A 22,615-nucleotide genomic window follows, 5' to 3' on the forward strand; every position below is an offset into this window, starting at 1 on the left:
ATTAGTTATAACGCTTAACACTCTCAATTCAAAGCTTGATGATTCAAGAGCGAAGAAAAAAGTAAGTATTTTGCGTAGCTGACTAAATTTTTGCCAACTATCGCCCAATCTAAGCAATAAAAGGCAGTTTTTAGGGGTTAAAACAGGAATAATAAAAATAGTCAATTTGAAGGTGTAGTGATAACTAAGGATCGTGTATTCTTAATTGCGAGCCACTGAATTCTAATAAAGATACGGATTATATGAATATAGGTTTAATCATTGCTCTTGTAGCAGTTTTGCTGGTGTTAGTCCTTGGCTATAACATCATGCTTCAATACAAAGTAAAGGTCGAGTCAGCTAAAAAGCAGGAGTCGACTCGATATATCGCCATTATTGATGCGACAGAAGACCTTATCGGCAACGCACACCACATGCCGTTTAGTAAAGAACTCTTAGTGTGTTTAAATACCCGTATCCTTGATGCCCTGCTTAGTATGTATGAGCTTGACCCGAAAAATAAGCAGTTGGCACAACGCATTGAGCATATGAAAGGGCAAATTAAGCATTTACAAGAAAACCACCCAGGTGGTGACAGTACAACGTTTAAAGTACCCACCAGCGATAAACAAGCTTTGATTATGCTTAAACTAGTGAAACGTTTAAGAGACACGATTCGTAGTGAGCACAATAAAGGACGTTTTGAAACACAATCTTACGTCGCTGAAAATGCGCGTCTAGAAACAATACAAATTCGAATCAACATTGAAAATGTTGTTAAGCGAGCAAATGATTCGATCGTTCGTGGGCAACCCGGAACTGCGATTCAGCTATTGCGTAAAGGGATCGATGTTCTGAGTTCAAAAAATGATGCTTATTCCAATCAAGCTCGTGAAAAACTTCAGTCAATGTATGATGACTTAGAAAAACGACGCCAAACAAAAAGTGCAACAGATCTTCAACAAATTGAAGATAACGAGAGAAATAGTGATATGGAAGCACTGTTTGGTGAAAAGAAAAAATGGTAGCCCATTTTTTTGCTTAGGAAATATTTTTAAGGTCGCATAAGCGACCTTTTTCATACAACAACGTAAAGAAAACATTAATTTAAATTAACGTATCATTTATCGCTTTTAGGACTTCATCCGGTCTTGTTGCCTGAGTAATTGGGCGACCGATGACTAGATAATCTGAACCAGCTTTTATGGCCTCACTCGGAGTCATAATACGTCTTTGATCTCCTACTTCAGAACCAATAGGGCGGATCCCTGGCGTAACTAATTTAAACTCTTGACCAAGATGGCTCTTAAGCATGTGCGCTTCTTGAGCTGAGCATACCACTCCATCTAACCCTGCATTTTGAGTTAGGCTAGCCAGACGCATTACATGCTCTTTAGGCGCAACATCGATGCCAATACCACGAAGATCAGATTGTTCCATACTGGTTAGTACTGTGACAGCAATAAGTAGTGGTCTATCGTAACCATAAGGTTCAAGAATCTGGCGAGACGCCGACATCATTCTCTCCCCACCACTGGCATGAACATTCACCATCCATACGCCAAGCTCAGCCGCCGCACGTACGGCTTTAGAGCACGTGTTGGGAATATCATGAAACTTTAGGTCTAAGAATACCGAAAAACCTCTTTTGTGTAGCTCACGCACAAAATCGGGACCAAACAGGGTAAACATCTCCTTACCCACTTTTAATCGACAGCTGCTGGGGTCAATTTTATCAACAAAAGCTAACGCTTCCGCTTGTTGCTCATAATCCAACGCGACAATTACTCTCTGGTCTTTCATTTTCACTCCTAAAATAATTAAGCTAAAAAAATGCAGCTTTCATAAGCTGCAGTTTTCGAGTCGATCAGTAACTCCAGTACATGAACTCTATTCACCATCCAAACCACGGATAGGTTTAATTGAACCCCAATTCTTACATGATGGGCAGTGCCAGTAGAGAGAATGGGTTGAGAAACCACACTTTCTGCATCGGTAGTGAGGTTTTACTTTTAGTTGCTCACCTACCAATTTTTGCAAGGTCGACAAGCTCTCTTTCGCTCGACCTTCCTCTGCTTCGATGAGATGGTAGTCAATTAAACGGTAGAAACCCTTCATGGTCGGATTTTTAACCAATTGCCGTGTCAAAAGTTCCTGTGCAGCTCCAGCACCATCATGTTGTGCCACCAACTGTGCGAGCATCAGTTCAGCTGACACTCCAGCTTCATTGATAATGCACTCGCGTAAAAACTCAACAAGTTCACCCTCTTTCCCAATATGGTGATAGCACTCAGCAAGCGTCGGCAATACCTCGCCGATAAAATCAATGTCCTGCTCCAAGACCATCTGCATATACTGGATTGTATGATGGTAGTCATCATTTTCAAGATACAGCTTACCTAAAGAGATCGTTGCGCGTACACACTTCGGATCTTCAGACAGCGCTTTTTTAAGATATTGAATCGCTTTGCTATCGCGTCCTTCAGCCTTCTCTTGCATTGCAAGTTCACACCAAAAATGGGCTATAACACTGTGCATCCTTTTTCTACCTAATTTTACCAACGCATAGGCATAATCGATAGCTTTATGCCACTCTCGAGTTTGTTGGTAAATAGAAACCAATTGTTGCAACGCCGCTTCTTTGTGTTCGGGCTCTTCAATCAGTTGTTCAAATATTTTTTCAGCGCGGTCGAGAAAGCCTGCCACCATATAATCTTTTGCTAATTGTTGTAAGGCGAGATTTTTTTGGTCAATAGTAAGACTTGAACGAGATATGAGATTTTGATGGATGCGGATAGCACGATCAACCTCTCCTCTTGAACGGAATAAGTTGCCCAGCGCTAAGTGGGTATCAATCGTTTCATTGTCTACTTGGAGTAGCTCGATAAAATGGTCAACGGCCTTATCTGATTGATCAGAAAGCAGTAAGTTAAGACCCGTCACATACTGACGAGAAATTTGGTGAGAGTGTTTCTGCTTATCTTGCTGAGCACTGCGATTTCCCATATACCAGCCGTAGGCGGCGGCAATCGGTAATAGCAAGAAGAGAATTTCTAACATCAAGTCAGCCTTTATTTCACTACGCTTTACTTGTTACAGAGCTGTTCTCTGCTGTTTGCTTTTTCAGTTGCTTATTCAACTTTCTAACTTGCAACTGAGACTTGAAGTAGAAGCTACTGCCAAGCAAACAAGCAAGTAAAAAACCAGAGACAAAGACAGTGCCAAGTAAAGTAGACAGGTGAAATTCGCCTTGAGCGATCAAATAGTTAAACGTCACAACTGCTTGATTTTGAGCCCCTAATGCTAAAGCAATCAAAAAAAGTGCAAGAATTAGAACGATTTTTATAATTTTCATATGCCACTACCTATCCAGTATTGATCTGGTCTGATTATGCAGGAAAATGGCCTTACAAACCACGTCTATTATGGATTCCTTTCTTAAAAGAACGGCATACTTAAACTGTATGCCGTTTTTTAGAATACTCTCTAAATCGCTTTAGATATTCTCATTAACTCGCTCACGCAACTCTTTACCTGGCTTGAAATGAGGGACGAATTTGCCATCCAACACCACTTTATCACCGGTTTTAGGATTACGACCTACTCTAGGCTCACGATAGTGCAAAGAGAAACTACCAAATCCGCGAATTTCGATTCGCTCTCCGCTTTCTAAAGTTGATGCCATATGTTCAAGAATATCTTTCACAGCGTCTTCAATTTCTTTAGCAGATAGGTGCGTTTTCTCAGCACAGAGTCTTTCTATCAATTCAGACTTAGTCATAGTTTCCCTCATTACTTATCAAAGTAGGCACTAACTGAAAAAAAAGGAGCCTTACGGCCCCTTTTAGCGAGTTAGATTATTCGCCTTTAGCAGCCTTGAATGCATCAGCCATAGCATTACCAAACGCACCTTCATCAGCTTTGTTCAGAGTAGCCATTGCTTCTTGCTCATCAGCTTCATCTTTAGCTTTGATAGATAGGTTGATTACGCGGTTTTTACGGTCTACACCAGTAAATTTCGCTTCAACGCTGTCACCAACGCTTAGGACTAGAGACGCATCTTCAATACGGTCACGAGATGCTTCAGAAGCACGGATGTAACCTTCAACGCCGTCTACAAGTTCAATTGTAGCACCTTTCGCGTCAACTGCAGTAACAGTACCGTTAACTAGAGTACCTTTTTTGTTATCAGCAACATATGCGTTGAACGGGTCGTTTTCCATTTGCTTAACGCCAAGAGAAATACGCTCACGCTCTGCATCTACTGCTAGAACAACTGCAGAGATTTCATCGCCTTTCTTGTAATCACGTACCGCTTCTTCTCCAGGAACGTTCCAAGAGATGTCAGATAGGTGAACTAGACCGTCGATGCCGCCGTCTAGACCGATGAAGATACCGAAGTCAGTGATAGACTTGATCTTACCAGTAACTTTGTCGCCTTTAGCTTGCGCTTCAGCGAATGACTGCCATGGGTTAGCTTTACACTGTTTAAGACCTAGAGAGATACGACGACGCTCTTCGTCGATATCAAGAACCATAACCTCAACTTCGTCACCAACATTAACAACTTTAGATGGGTGGATGTTCTTGTTAGTCCAATCCATTTCAGAAACGTGTACTAGACCTTCAACGCCTTCTTCGATTTCAACGAAGCAGCCGTAGTCAGTTAGATTTGTTACACGGCCAGATAGTTTATGACCTTCTGGGTAACGCTTAGCGATAGCTACCCATGGATCTTCGCCAAGTTGCTTAAGACCTAGTGATACGCGAGTACGATCACGATCAAACTTAAGAACTTTAACTAGGATTTCGTCACCAACGTTAACGATTTCTGATGGGTGTTTAACGCGTTTCCAAGCCATATCTGTGATATGTAGAAGACCATCAACACCACCAAGGTCAACGAATGCGCCGTAGTCAGTAAGGTTCTTAACGATACCTTTAACTTCAGTGCCTTCTTGTAGAGTTTCAAGAAGTTCGTCACGTTCAACGCTGCTTTCTGATTCGATAACAGCACGACGAGAAACAACAACGTTGTTACGTTTCTGGTCTAGTTTGATAACTTTGAACTCTAGCTCTTTGTTTTCTAGGTGAGTAGTGTCACGGATAGGACGCACGTCAACAAGAGAGCCTGGAAGGAAAGCACGGATACCGTTTAGTTCAACAGTGAAGCCACCTTTAACTTTACCATTGATAATACCAATAACAGTTTCAGCTTCTTCGTAAGCTTTCTCAAGAACGATCCAAGCTTCATGACGCTTAGCTTTCTCACGAGAAAGTTGAGTTTCACCGAAACCATCTTCAACAGCGTCTAGAGCAACGTCTACTTCAGAACCAACTTCAACTTCAAGTTCGCCAGCAGCGTTCTTGAACTGTTCAGCAGGGATAGCAGACTCAGACTTAAGACCAGCGTCAACAAGAACGAAACCATTCTCGATAGCGACTACAGTACCTTTAACGATTGTACCTTGTTGAAATTGTGTTTCGTTTAAAAACTCTTCAAAGAGTTGAGCAAAAGATTCAGTCATTTATTTAATCTTCAATAATTAAACTTCCATGGGTATCCTACCGCATGGGGTTATTAAATTCGCCAGTCATCATCCTTGCGACCGACGCTCTTACCTAGCAGAACTATTCTGCCAGCTTAGATTCTACGTATTGTAATGCTTCTTCTACAACTTCGTCGATAGACATTGAGGTTGAGTCAAGCAATAGCGCATCCTCTGCAGGGCGTAATGGGGCCACTGGGCGGTTACGATCTCGGTCGTCACGCTCTTGGATCTCGCTTAAAAGGGCGTCAAATTTAACATCTAGCCCTTTGAGTTGCAACTGCTTAAAGCGACGTTGGGCTCGCTCTTGCGCACTGGCATCGAGGAATATTTTCACTTCTGCTTGAGGAAACACAACTGTGCCCATATCACGTCCATCAGCAACCAGTCCCTGCCCTTTCGCAAAGGCTCGTTGGCGACGTAATAATGCCTCACGAACTCTAGGCAATGCCGCTACTTTTGATGCCGCCATTCCTGTCTCTTCTTTGCGCAATTCTTTCGATACGTCCTCACCTTCAAGAATCACTCTAACCAAGTCGCCTTCTGCGATAAATTGGACATCTAAATGTGTCGCCAGAGGAACAAGCGCTTCTTCCGACTCCGTATCCACACCGTGGTGAATCGCCGCCAATGCAAGAACGCGGTAAATAGCTCCAGAATCGAGCAAATGAAAGCCTAATTTCTTAGCCAACAACATACAAAGAGTGCCTTTACCTGCACCACTTGGTCCATCTACGGTAATTACCGGAGTGTGAGAGGACATGATTTACTCCACTTAGTTTTTATGCGGCTTGCTTGCTCGCTTTTGTCGGCGACAAATTATAGTGCTTATCCGTTACAGGCGCTAGGAAGGAATGGTGATATGACTGAAATTTCACAGTGATACAAGCGTCGCTTTGAGGGCGACGCTTTTGATAGAGACTTTTATAAAATGATACGCTCAGCGTTTTGCCTGACAGTAGCGGCACCAATACCTTTCACCAAGCTCAGATCTTCTTTGGTTTTAAAATCGCCATTTTGTTGACGATATTCAACAATCGCTTGTGCTTTTTTAAGTCCAATACCTTTCAACAAAGTAGCAATTTCCTCAGCGGAAGCCTGATTTATATTAACCGTAATTTCAATGCCTTGGTGCGTTTCTACCACCTTTTCTTCTGCTAATGTCGGTGAAAGAGGCAATACGATACTTAGAAGTAACAACCCGAGTTTTGTTTTCAATTTCATATGAACATTTCCTTGTTTATTAATGGGTACCAATATTAATTGAGCTTGGAAATGAGAGGGAATCAAAAAGGTAGAAATTGAAATGGGCTGCATAAGCAGCCCATTTTGAGTTTCATATCAATTACATTACTAGCCTTTATTGGCTCACAACATAATATTCAATGTCTGTATTTTTACGCAAAGTTGTAAGTATCGCAGCCAAATCACGTTGGCTACCGATGCGCTCTAACTGAGCCGTAATTTGATCGTTGTACTGAGGTGTGACTTTAGCCTCAACCTTATGTAGTTCAACAAGAACAATATCACCGTTCATTGCTTTCGCTTGACCGTAAACCACACTATCTGTAGCGGGTTTAGGGAGAGAAAACACCGTACTCGCCAATGGAGAGCTACGATCAATCATTTCCAACTCAGCAAATTTTAACACACGCTGTTCCAATAAGGATTGGTCACCTTTCTTTAGGGTATCAATCAATTTTGTGGCTAACTCAATCGCTTGTTGTTCGCCTTTGACTTTAGAAAGCTGAGCAACCACTTGCTCTTTCACTTCAGCCAAAGGAAGAACCATTTGTTCCCGAGCATCATCAACACGAACAACGATAACGTGTTCTGGGGCAACTTCTAATACCTCAGAATTGAGCCTATCTTCTTTTACCTCTGGGCTTAGAATAGCTTGAAGAACAGCTGGATTTTTAAGAATTTCCGGCGCATCTTGCTGAGAAATAAAATCGGTTTTCTGAATCTTAGCTGAGATAGCGTTTGCTGCTTCATCCAGAGAGTCAGGTGATTCAAATGCCACTTTTTCTAGCTTAGTCTGCAACTCATAAAACTGATCAGCGGCCTTTTGGTCTACCATTTCAGCTTTGATTTCAGAGGCAACCTGTGCGTAGGGCTGTGCGATAGGGGCTTTAACATCATCAAGGCGGATAATGTGATAGCCAAATTCAGATTTGACCAACCCTGTGATATCCCCTATCTGTTCGATAGCAAAGGCTGCTTGTTCAAAAGCTGGGTCCATCACATCATGTTCAATCCAACCTAGCGAACCACCCTCTTCTGCGCTTCCTACGTCTTCTGATTTTTCTTTCGCTAAAGTCGCGAAATCAGCGCCAGCATTCAGTTCATCGAGAATCGCCTGCGCTTTAGTTTTATCATCACCTTGAACCAAAATATGGCTTACTTTACGCTGTGCTTGAGTGGAGTATTTGTCTAAATGCTCTTGGTAGTACTGCTCGGCCTGTTCATCAGACACTACAATTTGGTCTTTCAATTGTTGGGCAGAAAGCTCGATATAAGCCACTTTAACCTGCTCTGGACGGGTATAGCGCTCTGCATTTTGTTGATAATATTGAGTAATTTCTTCATCACTCAACTCAACATTTTTAGCAAAGTCGCTGAGTGACAATGTGAGCGCACGGATATCACGGGTTTGAGAGATCAGTTCACTTTGCTGATTAACCTCACCCTGCAACGTAAATTCACTACCTTGGATAGCACTAAGTAACTGGTTACGGATAAGATCGCGACGTAGATATTCTGCAAAGCTTTCAGCAGAGAAACCTGCACGGCGAAGAGCCGCTTGATAGATTTCTTGGTCAAACTTACCGCCAGTCTGGAATTGAGGCATGTCTAAAATCATTTTACGAACCTGATCATCGCTCACTCGTAAACCTAGTGATTGTGCATGCTGCTCCAACAATAAATCGTTAACCATACGATCAAGCACTGACTTACGAAATGACTCGACATACTGAGGATCAGCGAGCAAGTTAGCAAAATAATCCCCTAATTGGGATTGCATGCGATTGCGCTCGTTCTGGTACGCTTGTTCAAATTCACCACGGCCAATCTCACTATTGCCAACTTTGGCCGCAGCATTACTGCCACCGCTGACCAAGTAGCTACCGACACCTGCGAATACGAATGATAAGATAATCATTCCTAGAATAATTTTCACCGCGATGCTGTTCACGCCTTCGCGTAATCGATCCATCATAATCTAACTGCTCTCCGGATAAGAAGCTTCACACTTCAGCCTAAAAATTGAATAGCGCGATAATATCAGAAAAAGAAATGCGCATCAGTAGGATGCGCATAATTTCAAAAGGTTCGAATTAATTTTGCGCTTAAGCCGCAAAAAATAACGATTTTGATTAGTTGCAAGCGTCTTTAAGCGCTTTGCCTGCTTTGAAAGCAGGTACTTTTGCTTCTGCGATTTGGATCTCTTCACCCGTTTTAGGGTTACGACCCGTGCGCGCTGCACGAGTGCGAACGCTAAATGTACCAAAGCCAACAAGCGCTACTTGATCGCCAGATTGAAGAGTGCCACTAACGGCTTCGATGAATGCATCAAGAGCACGGCCTGCCGATGCTTTAGAGATGTCAGCGTTTTCTGCGATTTTTTCTACTAATTGTGTTTTATTCACTGTGATTCCCCTTTGCGTCACCCATTATTATTTTTTAACGGTGACTTTTCGTTCCATTAAGTTCCCAAACTAGCTTGAAGCCTTATTACATCTGGGCTGCAAGCTATAGGGGCTTACGTTAGCGCCCAAAAAAAACGCTGACAAGCCTTTTTAAGCCTATCAGCGTGATCTTTTACTTATTTTTGCTGCACATCACTATTTTTTAGCTTCAAATTCAACCCCAGAAGGGTCTCGTTCAAGTGCGATCTTCAAAACTTCATCAATCCATTGAACGGGAATGACTTTTAGATCAGAAATCACATTTGCAGGGATCTCTTCCAAATCACGCTCATTCTCTTTTGGGATCAATACGGTGGTGATACCACCACGATGTGCTGCGAGCAGTTTTTCTTTCAAACCACCGATAGGTAATACTTCACCACGCAACGTTATCTCACCCGTCATCGCGACTTCCGCTTTCACAGGATTACCCGTCAAGCTAGAGACAAGCGCCGTACACATAGCAATACCCGCGCTTGGGCCATCTTTTGGTGTTGCGCCTTCTGGCACGTGAACGTGAATGTCACGCTTTTCATAGAAATCAGCGTTAATCCCTAATTTCTCGGCGCGTGCGCGAACCACCGTCATCGCAGCTTGAATGGATTCTTGCATCACCTCGCCCAGAGAACCAGTTTGCGTCAACTTGCCTTTGCCAGGCATTGATTCGGTTTCAATAGTCAGCAAATCACCGCCTACTTCTGTCCATGCTAAACCTGTGACTTGGCCAATTTGGTTACTGTCGTCGGCTTTGCCAAAATCACAACGTTGCACACCTAGAAACTCTTTTAAATTCTCTTGGTTGGCTACCACGGTTTTTATGTCTTTATTCAACAAGATTTTCTTCACCGCTTTACGGCAAATTTTTGAAATCTCTCGCTCTAAGCTTCGTACGCCCGCCTCACGTGTGTAATAACGGATAATACCAATGATGGCTGAATCTTCGATAACAATTTCATGAGGCTTCAAACCATTCCGCTCAACTTGCTTAGTCACTAGATGGCGTTTAGCAATATTCAGCTTTTCGTCTTCTGTATATCCGGAAAGGCGGATAACTTCCATACGGTCAAGCAGCGGACCTGGGATGTTCATTGAGTTTGATGTCGCAACAAACATGACATCAGACAAGTCATAGTCCACTTCTAAATAGTGATCGTTAAAGGTGCTATTTTGTTCAGGGTCAAGCACCTCCAACAATGCGGAAGATGGGTCACCACGCATATCTGAAGACATTTTGTCGATTTCATCAAGCAGGAACAGTGGGTTTTTCACGCCAACTTTCGCCATTTTTTGAATCAACTTACCCGGAAGAGAACCGATGTAAGTACGGCGGTGACCACGAATTTCTGCTTCATCACGCACTCCACCTAACGCCATACGGGTATATTGTCGACCTGTTGCCGCCGCAATCGAGCGGCCAAGAGACGTTTTACCAACGCCCGGGGGACCAACAAGACACAAAATTGGCCCTTTCAGCTTGTTGATACGACTTTGTACCGCGAGATATTCTAAAATACGCTCTTTGACACGATCTAAACCGTAGTGATCGGCATTTAAAATCTCTTCAGCTTTTGCCAAATCTTTCTTAACTTTTGAACGTTTTGCCCAAGGAACATTGACCATCCAATCAATATAGCTACGCACAACGGTTGCTTCTGCAGACATTGGAGACATCATCTTTAATTTCTGCAGCTCTTGTTCCGTTTTTTGGCGCGCTTCCTGCGGCATTTTGGAATCATCAATCTTCTTCTTCAGCATTTCAAATTCATCAGGTGCGTCATCCATCTCACCTAATTCTTTCTGAATCGCTTTCATCTGCTCGTTGAGGTAATACTCACGCTGAGATTTTTCCATCTGCTTTTTAACGCGACCACGAATGCGTTTTTCAACCTGTAATAGATCGATCTCCGCTTCCATTTGTCCCATTAAAAATTCCAAACGTTCACTGACATCAACAATTTCGAGAACTTTTTGTTTTTCAATCAATTTCAATGGCATGTGAGCGGCGATGGTATCCGCCAAACGCGCTGCTTCATCAATCCCATTTAACGACGTTAATACTTCAGGTGGGATTTTCTTGTTGAGTTTGATAAAACCATCAAATTGGTTGATTGCGCTGCGAACGACGACTTCCTGCTCTTTATCATCCAACTCAGGAGTGACAAGATACTGCGCTTCTGCGGAGAAAAATTCACGCTCGATGAAGCGATCAATTTTCGCTCGCTGTTGGCCTTCAACCAGCACTTTCACGGTACCGTCAGGTAATTTCAGAAGTTGTAAAATCGTTGCGACCGTGCCGACTTCAAAAAGATCTTCAATTTTCGGCTCGTCGGTTTCCGCTTGCTTTTGTGCCACAAGTAACACTTGCTTGTTGTTATCCATTGCCGCTTCGAGGCATTGGATTGATTTTTCTCTGCCAACAAACAAAGGAATGACCATGTGAGGATAAACCACCACGTCACGTAGAGGTAGTACGGGGATCTCGATACGCTCGGAACGTTCCAAGTTCATATTATTCTCTCTTCCGCTTCAACTGATTACCGAGTATATGGGGGCTAACTGACTGGATTCAATAACAGAATAAAAAAAAGGAGGTATTTGCTACCTCCTTTAAATATTTCTGATTGAGATTTACTCTGCACCAGCCGCTTGGCTCTCATTTCCGCTATAAATTAGTAGCGGTTGTGATTCACCGTTAATGACTGATTCATCGATAACCACTTTGCTAACATCGTTTACCGACGGCAGTTCATACATGGTTTCGAGTAGTACGCCTTCCAATATAGAGCGTAAACCACGTGCGCCCGTTTTGCGGTTCATTGCTTTTTTTGCAATGGCGCGCAATGCGTCTTCACGAAACTCTAGGTCAACGTCCTCTAACTCAAACAGGGCTGCGTACTGTTTCGTCAGCGCGTTTTTCGGCTCACACAAGATTTGAATCAGTGCTTCTTCATCCAGCTCTGTCAAGGTAGCCGTTACGGGAAGACGACCGATAAATTCAGGGATCAACCCATATTTTACCAAATCTTCAGGCTCTACTTGATTGAACAACTCACCGATAGTTTTGGTTTCATCTTTAGAGCGAACTTCTGCACCAAAGCCAATACCTGAGCCTGTCGCAACACGTTGTTCAATCACTTTATCTAGGCCCGCAAATGCACCACCACAGATAAAGAGGATTTTGGATGTGTCTACCTGTAAAAACTCTTGTTGTGGATGCTTACGGCCGCCTTGGGGCGGAACTGAAGCGATAGTGCCTTCCACTAATTTCAACAGCGCTTGCTGAACCCCTTCACCTGAGACATCTCGGGTAATTGAAGGATTTTCTGCTTTACGAGAAATCTTATCAATTTCATCGATGTAGACGATACCACGTTCCGCTTTTGCAACGTCATAATCACATTTTTGCAGCAGCTTTTGGATGATGTTTTCAACATCTTCGCCGACATAGCCTGCTTCAGTTAATGTGGTGGCGTCTGCCATTGTGAAAGGTACGTCTAGGAAACGAGCTAATGTTTCTGCAAGCAGTGTTTTACCACTACCTGTTGGGCCAATAAGAAGAATATTACTCTTACCTAACTCAACCCCATCGCTCGTTTTATCACCGTTTCGTAAACGCTTGTAGTGATTATATACGGCCACTGCGAGCACTTTTTTTGCATGTTCCTGGCCAATCACATAGTCATCAAGATGTTCACGGATCTTATGCGGCGTAGGTAACGCCTCAGATTCCTTTTTTGGCAGAACATCCTTAATCTCTTCACGAATGATGTCGTTACATAAATCAACGCATTCATCACAGATGTAAACAGAAGGACCGGCGATCAGCTTGCGAACTTCGTGCTGGCTTTTGCCACAGAAAGAGCAATACAACAGTTTACTACTACCGCTCTCTTTGCTTTTGTCTGTCATTCGCTAACCTCTTAGCCTTTACTTTTAATCGTCTGAGTGTAACTCAAATTACGCCAAAATGCGTTAAACAATTCTGAGAACTGTTATTCGCCGCGGTGACGCAAGACTGCATCGACTAAACCGTATTCCACAGCTTGGTCAGCAGACATAAAGTTATCACGGTCGGTATCACGCTCGATAACTTCAAGCGGTTGGCCTGTATGCTCAGCAAGCAATTTGTTGAGTTTTTGCTTGATGGTAAGGATCTCTTGAGCATGGATCTGGATATCCGAAGCTTGGCCTTGGAAACCACCTAACGGCTGATGAATCATCACGCGTGAGTTAGGCAACACATAACGTTTACCCGGAGCACCACCAGCTAATAGGAATGCTCCCATTGAACAAGCTTGGCCCATACAAACAGTGCTAACATTCGGCTTGATGAACTGCATGGTGTCATAAATTGACATACCAGCAGTCACACTACCTCCTGGCGAGTTGATGTAGAGGAAAATATCTTTATCAGGGTTTTCCGATTCTAAAAACAACAGCTGCGCTACAACAAGGTTAGCCATGTGATCTTCAACTTGACCCGTTAAGAAAATGACTCGTTCTTTGAGTAGGCGAGAATAAATATCGTATGAGCGCTCACCGCGGGAAGTCTGCTCAACCACCATGGGTACTAGCGCGTCAAAAATTGGCGACATTGCGTTTTTTTCTTGGTAGCTCATATTGTTATGTCCCTAAAATAAATGGCCCGAATGATGGGTATCACACGGACCATTGTTAGCAGAATAGTTAACCTGTAGTCAACCACCTACGCTACATATTGCTTATTAAGCAGGTTGCTGGTTCATTAGCTCATTGAAGCTAACAGCCTTTTCAGAAACCTGTGCTTTAGCAATGATCGCGTCGATTGCTTGCTCTTCTAGAGCAAGGTTACGCATGTTGTTCATCATTTGCTGATTTTGAGCATAGTATGCCATTACTTCAGCTGGATCTTCGTACGCTGTTGCCATCTCTTCGATCAATGCTTTCACTTTATCTTCGTCAGCTTTTAGCTCTTCAGACTTGATCACTTCACCAAGAAGTAGACCAACCACTACGCGACGTTTTGCTTGTTCTTCGAACAATTCACGTGGTAGTTGAGCGGCCGCTTCTGGGTTACCGCCAAAGCGTTGCGCAGCTTGTTGACGCAGTACGTCGATCTCTTGATCGATCAGTGCAGAAGGAACATTGATATCGTTCTCTTTTACTAGACCTTCAATCGCTTGCTCTTTAATGCGGTTTTTTACTGCTTGCTTAAGTTCACGTTCCATATTCTTGCGAACTTCAGCTTTCAGCGCTTCAACGCCACCTTCAGCGACACCAAATTTGGCAACGAACTCGTCGTTTAACTCTGGTAATTCACGCACTTCAACTTTGTTGATTTTAATTGCGAATTTCGCCGCTTTACCTTTTAGATTTTCCGCGTGGTAATCTTCAGGGAAGTTAACGTCGATTTCAAATTCCATACCTTTGGTTTTGCCAACGATACCGTCTTCAAAACCAGGGATCATGCGACCTGCACCCATTTCTAGAGGGAAGTTTTCAGCTTTACCGCCTTCAAACTCAACGCCATCAATAGAACCAACGAAATCGATCGTCGCGCGCGAACCCGCTTCCGCAGCTGCGTCTACTTCTTTCCACGTTGCTTGTTGCTTGCGTAATGTTTCTAGCATCTCAGCAACATCTTCTTCCTTCACTTCAACCGCTGGTTTTTCAACAGTGATGTTTTCTAGACCTTTTAACTCAACTTCTGGATATACTTCAAAAGTTGCATTGAAAACAAGGTCTTGGCCTTCTTCGATAGAAACTGGTGCGAATGTTGGTGCGCCTGCTGGGTTGATTTTCTCTTTTACGATAGCTTCAATGAAGTGGCGTTGCATCACTTCGCCCATGACGTCTTGACGTACCGCTTTACCGTACATTTGCGCAACCATTTTCAAAGGCACTTTGCCTTTGCGGAAACCATCGAAACGACGATTCTTAGCGATATTGCGTAGCTCTTTTGTAACTGCATCTTCGATGTTAGCAGCAGGAACAGTAATATTCAGACGGCGCTCTAGGCCTTCTAGCGTTTCAACAGTAACTTGCATTATTTATAAACCTCAAAACTGGCCCAGTATTTCTGAGCAATATGAGCCGCAACTTAGGCGATGCCTTGTGCTTGGCTGCATCCTTGTGTTGTGCTCTATCCGAACACTTCTTTTAAAACCAGCATCAATATTGGTGAAAACACCCAACATTGGACTAATAAGCGACATCTTTAGTGACTCGAATCTGTCTTAAAGGTGTCTCTGATTAGTCTCAGGACAGAAAATTTAGACGCGACATTCTACCGACCTGAATCCGTGCTGTCGAGCCAATCACCGCAGAGAGATGATTCCATGCCCTAAATTGCTTTCTAAGTGCTAAAAATTCAACCAACGTGAAAAAGCACAGTTTTGAAATGGGGACAATAAAGGCTTTTTCAAGGGAATCGAGGCTTTTTTTACTCCAAAAGCGTAAAAAGAGATCTTGCTCCTGTTTTGCCCCCCACAATTGCGCTCTTTTTAAACATCACCCAAAGGAAAACAAGTAGAATTATGAGCTCCGGAAGGAAGCGCACCCTCCGCCCAAACAGCAAGCCTAGTTTGGGCACTCCCCCCGAGCTCTTTATCGGAGAGCGCGCTAATTGGTTAGAACCAACAGATTATGTTAGTAGCACACATAAAGTGATGTGCTACAAGAAGAGGGTGAGCAGGCAGGCTAAAAAACCTACCCACTCTGGGGGTTAGGGCTACATCGCAGCTTTCACCGCTTTCGCTAGTTTTTGTGCTGCTTGTTTTGGATCCGCTTTCGGATCATTGAAGAAGTTCGTTACGACATCAAAAATCGCGCCTTGGGCATAGCTGGTTGTCGACATACCATGGGCAATACTGGGCACAAGGTTGTTGGACTTAGCCGTCGCTTTAAAGGCCGCCATTGAGTCCAACGCGCACTGGTCAAATTTTGACATATTCATATCTGTGCGTACCGGGATCGAGCCTTTGTTGAGGTTAAATACCTCTTGGAATTGAGGATCTAATATCGTGGCGGCTAACGCTTTTTGCGCCTGCTTATTGTCTGCATCAGTTAGCTCAAAAAAGACAAAACTATCGACATTATGGATAAATTGATCGGCCGTACCTGGCGCGGCCACGCACAGGTAATCTTTACCTGCAACTTTGCCCGCTGCGGTAAACTCACCTTTTGCCCAGTCGCCCATGATCTGCATCGCCGCTTCACCATTTATCACCATTGAAGTCGCAACGTTCCAATCACGGCCCGGAGAGTTAACATCAATGTAGTCATGAACTTTTTTAAACTGGCTGAACACGTCAACCATTTTGTCGCCCGCGAGCACAGCCATATCAAGCTCAACAAATGCTTTCACGTAATCTTGTGAGCCAAGAACGCTCAACGCCACCGTTTCAAAAACCGTCGCGTCTTGCCAAGCTTGACCACCGTGCGCCAGTGGCACATAACCCGCGGCTTTGATCTTATCGCCCGCAACAAAAAACTCGTCTAACGTGGTTGGCACTTTAGCACCCACTTTAGCCAATACCACAGGGTTAACCCACAACCAGTTGACGCGATGCACGTTAACTGGCACGGCCACATATTGGCCATTCCACTTCATGACATTGGTGATCATCGGTGGTACAACTTCATCCCAACTACCCTGTTTGGCTACGTCATTAAGATTCGTGAGAAAACCAAGTCCCGCCCATTCTTGAATATCGTGTCCTTTAATTTGAGCCGCCGACGGTGGGTTACCCGACACCGCGCGCGTTTTCAATACCGTCATGGCACTTTCACCACCACCACCTGCGACAGCGAAATCTTTCCAACTATGGCCTTGCTGCTCCAACATTTCGGTGAGCACAGCTATCGACTTGGCTTCACCACCGGAAGTCCACCAATGGAGTACTTCCACTTCACCAGCGTGAGTCGAAGGGATGAAAGAGACAGAGAGGAAAGATAAAGCAAGCAGAGTGTTATGAAATTTCATCATCATCTTCCTTGGTTTTGATTCGGCAAACCTGATTCGCAAACTTTTATTAACCATTAAAGTGCTGATCGTTTACCTACTAGTCTAATCAAAGAAAATTTTTTTCGTTGAAACAAACCGTAATTTTAACGTAACGAAAGCGTTACACTACACCGCTAACGTAGGTGGGATAAAGACTTGTGCTTCCAGACCACCATGAGCTGGATTGCGTAAAATGAGATCTCCGCCGTGTCTATGTAAAATACTTCGGCATATTCCAAGGCCAAGACCGTGGCCTTGGTCATCATCGGCAAGGCGAAAATAGGGCTCAAAGACCGCTTCTAATTTATCTATAGGGATCCCCGGGCCTTGGTCTTGAATGGTGATAACCACCCACTCTGGATTTTCTTCCAACTTGACCCACACTTGCTGACCATACTTCACGCCATTGCCAATCAAGTTTGTCAATACTCGTTGAATAGCTAGAGGCTTAGCGATTATCGGTTCAAGCTGTGTAGGCGTAAAATGGACCACTTGGCGAGTTAAGTTGTACCCTTCAGCAATCGTCTGAATCATCTCATTGAGATCAATACTGCTGTTATTTTCGTGTAAATCGGTATCTCGCACGCACTGCAATGCCCCTTTAACCATCATCTCTAGCTCATCGAGATCGCGGTTAAATTTTTCGCGCTTAACATCTCTTTCGAGCAATTCAGCCCTTAGGCGTAAGCGGGTGATGGGTGTTTTTAAATCATGAGAGATGGCCGAAAACAGATGCTCTCTATCGGCCACGTAACGTCGAATTCGTTGCTGCATACGATTGAATGCGCGGGTCGCCGTAATCAATTCTGTCGCCCCCTCTTCACGCAAGGGACGCTGGGCAATATCCATACTCATCTCATTCGCCGCTTTGGCTAAATTTCTCAGTGGCCGAACTTGGCGGCGCATAAGCAAGTAGGTCAACGCTAACAAAATGGTGGTGGAAAAAAAGAGAAATAAGATCTGCTCTTTTCTTAGTAGAGTGTCATCCAATTTCACGTATGGAGCGGGAAGTAGCGCCGCCACGTAAACCCATTCATGGCTTGAGAGTTCGATTTGCACCACCAGCACTGGCGGGTTTAGCGGTTCAAGTGTGAGTGTATGGTAGGCCCAGGACTTGGGTAAGTCGCTGAGAAAAATATCGTTTTTTAGTAACCGCAAATGTTCTGGTTTGGTAAATTCAACTTGAATACTCTCAACGTTATTGAGCTTTTGTTGCAACACTTCCCTCACTGCATCGACTGAAGCTCGCTTGAGCGGCGTATCGATAATCGGCTCCACAGTCAATGGCTCTTTATTGAATGAGACAAAAAAACGGGTTCCCCCCATATTGCGAATTTGATCCAGCACGATATGCCGATATTTGACGGGCAGTGATTGAAAAAAGGTCACGGTGGAAGCAAACATACCTGCCATGCTAGAAGAAACGGAACTGATCCCTTCCAACTCTTTTTGTTTAGATTGGCTGTACCAAATCGCCGTTGCAATGCCCTGCGCTATCACCACCGCCAACAAAGTCAGCAGCAGTGTTCGTGAGACAAGAGAGTTGGGTTTTAAGCGTGAAAAGAGACGTCTTAGCGTCATTTTTAATGGCCGTAACTGACCGGAACGGCCAGAATATAGCCGTTGCCACGCATGGTTTTAATGTAGTGAGGGTATTTTGCACTATCACCCAATCGCTGACGTAAACGGCTAAGTTGCACGTCGATACCTCGCTCAAAAGGGAGCGCTTCACGTCCACGAGTAGCAAATGAGATGGTATCGCGATCAAGCACTTCCTTAGGCCGGGTTAAAAACAGCATCAGTAGTGCAAAATCACTGCCCGACAAGTCATGCTCATCGGCACGCTCTAGATGTGTAATTCGGTGTGACAAGGTATCGAGTTGCCAATCACCAAACGTAATCTGTTTGGGCAGCGCATCGGTTGTTTTTTCATCATTGACTTGTACCCGGCGCAGCAAAGCCTTGATGCGCGCCATTAACTGACGCGGGTTAAAAGGTTTCGCCACATAATCATCCGCGCCAATTTCTAAACCAATGATTTGGTCAGTTTCATCAGAAACCGCGGTCAACATAATGATAGGAACGTTCGAATGACGACGGATTTTTTGGCATAAAGTAAAACCATCGTCTCCGGGCATCATCACATCCAACAAAATAAGATCGGGATAACTGTTGCGTTCCAAATAGGCTAATAGCTCGATGCCATCCGCGGTGGTGACGATATCAAAACCAGACTTCGTCAAGTACTCATCTAATAATTGCCGAATCTCTTCGTCATCATCCACGACTAGAATGCGCGTTCTTGCCTGCATGTCCACTATCCATATTTTCAACTGATCGGCCTAGTGTAGCTATAGGTCATTTTTTTGATTATTGATATTTATGTAAAGTTTGAATTCTGTCTAGATAGAGATCACAAAATGCGTTACTTATGAGGAACAACTGATTTCCATTTTTTTCCCCCATTCAGGAGGAAGCTGGGCAAAATGACTCTTTTCCGGCTGCTCGGCATAAGGGTTGGCTAACAATTGTGCTAATTGGTGCACTTGTTGGTAATCACCTTGTTCTGCCTTATCGATCGCTTGTTGAGCCAAATAATTACGCAAAATATATTTCGGATTCACTTTTCTCATCTCTGCGCAGCGCTGCTCAATCGAAATCGCGTTCCCCGAACTTTCGATTTCTCGCTCACAACGAGCCAGATACTGTTCAAGCCAAACTTGTGCCGTGCCGCGGTCAATGAAGAGATCCAATACAGGTTGCTCCCCTTCGTGATCCAAATTGGATAATTGCCGGAAAAAACGAGTGTAGTCGGTGTGATTTTTGGTTAATAACTCAAACATTTGCTCAAACAACACCGAATCACCGGGTAGAGAGGTCAGCAACCCCAGTTTACGACGCATTTGCTGGCTAAAATAACGGCCGAGCTGCGCTTCAAACTGAGCGAGAGCCGCTTCCAGATCGCTTCTTTCCACTAACGGTGACAATGCATGTGCTAAAGCGGACAGGTTCCACAACGCCACACGCGGCTGCTGATCAAACGCGTAGCGGCCCTGATAATCGGAGTGATTGCCAATATAAGTCGGTTCATAATCGTCGAGAAAAGCAAAAGGACCGTAGTCAAAGGTTTGACCGAGGATAGACATGTTGTCGGTATTCATCACACCATGGGCAAATCCAACCGCTTGCCAATCGGCAATCATCTTAGCAGTACGCTCAACAATGTGACTAAACATGGCCGCATAAGGTTTTTCTTGTGTAAGGCAATCAGGGTAATGCCACTCAATCACTTTATCAGCCAGTTGCTTTTGCTCTGCTAATTGGTTGGTATAGAAAAAATGTTCAAAATGACCAAAGCGAATATGGCTCTGCGCTACACGTACCAGCAGCGCACCTCGCTCTTGTTTTTCTCGATAAACAGGCGTGTCACTGCTCATCATCGCTAATGCTCTTGTGGTTGCAATCCCAAGACCCGCCATCGCCTCACTACACAAGTATTCGCGAATAGTAGATCGCAGTACGGCGCGGCCATCGCCCATACGCGAATAAGGCGTAAGCCCTGCACCTTTCAAATGCAGATCATACACTTCACCCGTTTTACTCTCGATTTCGGCCAACAGTAACCCACGGCCATCACCTAAATCAGGGTTATAAATACCAAATTGATGGCCCGCGTATTTCATCGCTAATGGCTTAAATTGCGCGGGAATAACTTGGCCAGACAGGCTGTGCAGTAGCTCATCATTAGATTGTGTTGGTAAAGACAAATCGCCAGCCAGTGAGGCATTCCAAGCAACCCAACGCACATTGTCTAAAGGCGCTGGGTTCACTTGAGAATAAAAAACCGAGGGTAATTCACCATAGCGAGTGTGCAGTGTTACTTGATCCCAAATCGACATGCGAAGTCCTCATAATATGGTTTTTGGTTAGACTTTTGCACGTTAGCAAATACTTGAGCTCTAGACTAGGGTATTATTAGGCAAAGTTGTCACCTATTACAGGTCACATTCAAGGTGAAGTCGATGTTATCCATTTTTGATATTTTTAAAATTGGTGTGGGCCCTTCTAGCTCACACACCAATGGGCCAATGATTGCAGGCTATCAATTTAGCCAAATCATTGCTGATTTAACGCAAGTGGCAAGAGTGCAGATTGACCTTTACGGTTCATTATCACTTACAGGACGTGGCCACCACACTGATCGCGCCGTGATATTAGGTCTGCTGGGCAATAAGCCTGACACCATCAAAATCACCAGCGCCAATCAAGCGCTAGCGCATGCTATTGAACACGGAGAGCTTAATTTAGCGGGGAAAAAGCTCATTCCATTCCAGCTAAAAACTGACCTCCTCTTCCAAAATACTAATCTTCCCTTACATGAAAATGGTATGACGATTACCGCTTTTGGAGCGCAAGGAGAAACGTTAGCCTTTGAAACTTACTACTCGGTGGGAGGCGGTTTTGTTGCTACCGCCAAAGAGTTGGAACACGGTAGTGCAAATGCACCCGTGGAGGTCGAATTTCCTTTTACTTCTGCTGATGAATTACTCTTTAAAGCCGAAAAACATGGCTTAAGTTTAGGCAGTCTCGTTTTGCGCAATGAAATAGCGTTTTATGATCTTGAAACGATTAACCACAAAGCCGATCAAATTTGGAAAGTGATGTCGCTCTGCATGCAGCGCGGCTTTGAAACGGAAGGCATTCTCGAAGGTGGGTTGCATGTCACGCGCCGCGCACCAGCCCTGCTCAAAAAGCTGGAAGCTAACGCGGCGATTGAAAGTGACCCAATGGAGATCATGGACTGGATTAACCTGTTTGCTTTCGCGGTCAGTGAAGAAAATGCAGCGGGAGGGCAAGTGGTTACCTCGCCAACCAATGGCGCGGCAGGAGTGATACCCGCCGTATTAATGTATTACCACCGCTTTATCCGAGAGCTTGACACTAAGCAGTTGAAAGATTTTCTCGCCGTGGCTGGCGCTATTGGTATTTTGTACAAAACCAATGCTTCTATTTCGGGGGCCGAAGTAGGCTGTCAAGGGGAGATTGGAGTCTCTTCCTCAATGGCAGCGGCAGGGTTGACCGCTCTAAGAGGTGGCAGCAACGAACAAATTTGCATGGCGGCTGAAATTGCCATGGAGCATTCATTGGGTATGACATGCGACCCAATGGGTGGCTTAGTTCAAGTCCCTTGCATCGAACGCAATGCAATGGGAGCCGTGAAAGCGATTAACGCTTCACGCATGGCCCTAAAACGGACCAGCAAATGCTTAATTTCTCTAGATAAAGTGATTGAGACCATGTACCAGACGGGGAAAGATATGAATCGGAAATATCGTGAAACCTCATTAGGCGGCTTAGCGTTAATCCACCTATCACCACCTTGTGAATAGTAATACCGTTCAATCCTCATCAAG

Annotated in this window: 19 protein-coding genes; 2 read left to right on the forward strand and 17 right to left on the reverse strand. The window is 44.2% G+C overall.

Going from position 1 to position 22,615, the window contains the following annotated elements; all coding sequences use genetic code 11:
* The first annotated feature begins 242 nt into the window (after positions 1-242).
* A complete protein-coding gene (locus tag AACU59_RS02020; RefSeq protein WP_013857174.1) occupies positions 243-1,007 on the forward strand; it encodes a hypothetical protein in 765 nt (254 codons plus the stop codon).
* Between the two features lie 79 nt (positions 1,008-1,086).
* Here the strand turns inward: AACU59_RS02020 and pyrF are convergent, their stop codons facing one another.
* The 17 genes from pyrF to AACU59_RS02105 form a co-directional block, all read right to left on the reverse strand.
* Positions 1,087-1,782 (reverse strand): orotidine-5'-phosphate decarboxylase, encoded by a 696-nt coding sequence (pyrF, locus tag AACU59_RS02025; RefSeq protein ID WP_094144889.1) that lies wholly within the window; start codon positions 1,780-1,782, stop codon positions 1,087-1,089.
* A gap of 87 nt (positions 1,783-1,869) precedes the next feature.
* On the reverse strand, positions 1,870-3,039 hold the full coding sequence (gene lapB / locus AACU59_RS02030; RefSeq protein ID WP_094144890.1) for a lipopolysaccharide assembly protein LapB: 1,170 nt from the start codon (positions 3,037-3,039) through the stop codon (positions 1,870-1,872).
* Positions 3,040-3,058: 19 nt separating this feature from the next.
* Entirely contained in the window at positions 3,059-3,334 is a 276-nt protein-coding gene (locus tag AACU59_RS02035) for a LapA family protein (protein WP_017044598.1), read from the reverse strand.
* A 141-nt stretch (positions 3,335-3,475) separates the two neighbouring features.
* Positions 3,476-3,760 (reverse strand): integration host factor subunit beta, encoded by a 285-nt coding sequence (gene ihfB / locus AACU59_RS02040; RefSeq protein WP_010317449.1) that lies wholly within the window; start codon positions 3,758-3,760, stop codon positions 3,476-3,478.
* 76 nt (positions 3,761-3,836) lie between these two features.
* Positions 3,837-5,507 carry a 30S ribosomal protein S1 gene (rpsA, locus tag AACU59_RS02045; RefSeq protein ID WP_013857179.1) on the reverse strand — a complete coding sequence of 557 codons (1,671 nt, stop codon included), beginning with the start codon at positions 5,505-5,507 and terminating at the stop codon, positions 3,837-3,839.
* Positions 5,508-5,610: 103 nt separating this feature from the next.
* On the reverse strand, positions 5,611-6,291 hold the full coding sequence (cmk, locus tag AACU59_RS02050; protein ID WP_013857180.1) for a (d)CMP kinase: 681 nt from the start codon (positions 6,289-6,291) through the stop codon (positions 5,611-5,613).
* Between the two features lie 161 nt (positions 6,292-6,452).
* Positions 6,453-6,752, reverse strand: coding sequence for a ComEA family DNA-binding protein (locus tag AACU59_RS02055; RefSeq protein WP_017044597.1), 300 nt, complete (start codon positions 6,750-6,752; stop codon positions 6,453-6,455).
* Between the two features lie 136 nt (positions 6,753-6,888).
* Positions 6,889-8,748, reverse strand: coding sequence for a peptidylprolyl isomerase (ppiD, locus tag AACU59_RS02060; RefSeq protein ID WP_094144891.1), 1,860 nt, complete (start codon positions 8,746-8,748; stop codon positions 6,889-6,891).
* Positions 8,749-8,905: 157 nt separating this feature from the next.
* A complete protein-coding gene (locus AACU59_RS02065) occupies positions 8,906-9,178 on the reverse strand; it encodes an HU family DNA-binding protein (RefSeq protein WP_026027116.1) in 273 nt (90 codons plus the stop codon).
* Between the two features lie 195 nt (positions 9,179-9,373).
* On the reverse strand, positions 9,374-11,725 hold the full coding sequence (lon, locus tag AACU59_RS02070; RefSeq protein WP_094144892.1) for an endopeptidase La: 2,352 nt from the start codon (positions 11,723-11,725) through the stop codon (positions 9,374-9,376).
* Between the two features lie 120 nt (positions 11,726-11,845).
* Positions 11,846-13,126, reverse strand: coding sequence for an ATP-dependent protease ATP-binding subunit ClpX (gene clpX, locus AACU59_RS02075; RefSeq protein WP_010317459.1), 1,281 nt, complete (start codon positions 13,124-13,126; stop codon positions 11,846-11,848).
* Between the two features lie 83 nt (positions 13,127-13,209).
* Complete coding sequence (clpP, locus tag AACU59_RS02080; RefSeq protein WP_010317461.1) at positions 13,210-13,836, reverse strand: ATP-dependent Clp endopeptidase proteolytic subunit ClpP; 627 nt, start codon at positions 13,834-13,836, stop codon at positions 13,210-13,212.
* A gap of 105 nt (positions 13,837-13,941) precedes the next feature.
* Entirely contained in the window at positions 13,942-15,243 is a 1,302-nt protein-coding gene (gene tig, locus AACU59_RS02085) for a trigger factor (protein ID WP_094144893.1), read from the reverse strand.
* 683 nt (positions 15,244-15,926) lie between these two features.
* Positions 15,927-17,180 carry an ABC transporter substrate-binding protein gene (locus AACU59_RS02090; RefSeq protein WP_094144894.1) on the reverse strand — a complete coding sequence of 418 codons (1,254 nt, stop codon included), beginning with the start codon at positions 17,178-17,180 and terminating at the stop codon, positions 15,927-15,929.
* A 147-nt stretch (positions 17,181-17,327) separates the two neighbouring features.
* On the reverse strand, positions 17,328-18,782 hold the full coding sequence (locus AACU59_RS02095; protein ID WP_094144895.1) for an ATP-binding protein: 1,455 nt from the start codon (positions 18,780-18,782) through the stop codon (positions 17,328-17,330).
* 2 nt (positions 18,783-18,784) lie between these two features.
* Positions 18,785-19,513 (reverse strand): response regulator, encoded by a 729-nt coding sequence (locus tag AACU59_RS02100; protein ID WP_026028047.1) that lies wholly within the window; start codon positions 19,511-19,513, stop codon positions 18,785-18,787.
* Between the two features lie 117 nt (positions 19,514-19,630).
* Complete coding sequence (locus tag AACU59_RS02105; RefSeq protein WP_094144896.1) at positions 19,631-21,100, reverse strand: protein adenylyltransferase SelO; 1,470 nt, start codon at positions 21,098-21,100, stop codon at positions 19,631-19,633.
* A gap of 123 nt (positions 21,101-21,223) precedes the next feature.
* Between AACU59_RS02105 and AACU59_RS02110 the strand changes: the two genes are divergently transcribed.
* Positions 21,224-22,591: an L-serine ammonia-lyase gene (locus AACU59_RS02110; protein WP_094144897.1), complete on the forward strand. Its 1,368-nt coding sequence runs from the start codon at positions 21,224-21,226 to the stop codon at positions 22,589-22,591.
* The last annotated feature ends 24 nt before the right edge of the window (positions 22,592-22,615 follow it).

Origin of the sequence: Vibrio sp. V23_P3S9T160, assembly GCF_963886625.1 — a bacterium.
Lineage (GTDB): Bacteria > Pseudomonadota > Gammaproteobacteria > Enterobacterales > Vibrionaceae > Vibrio > Vibrio anguillarum.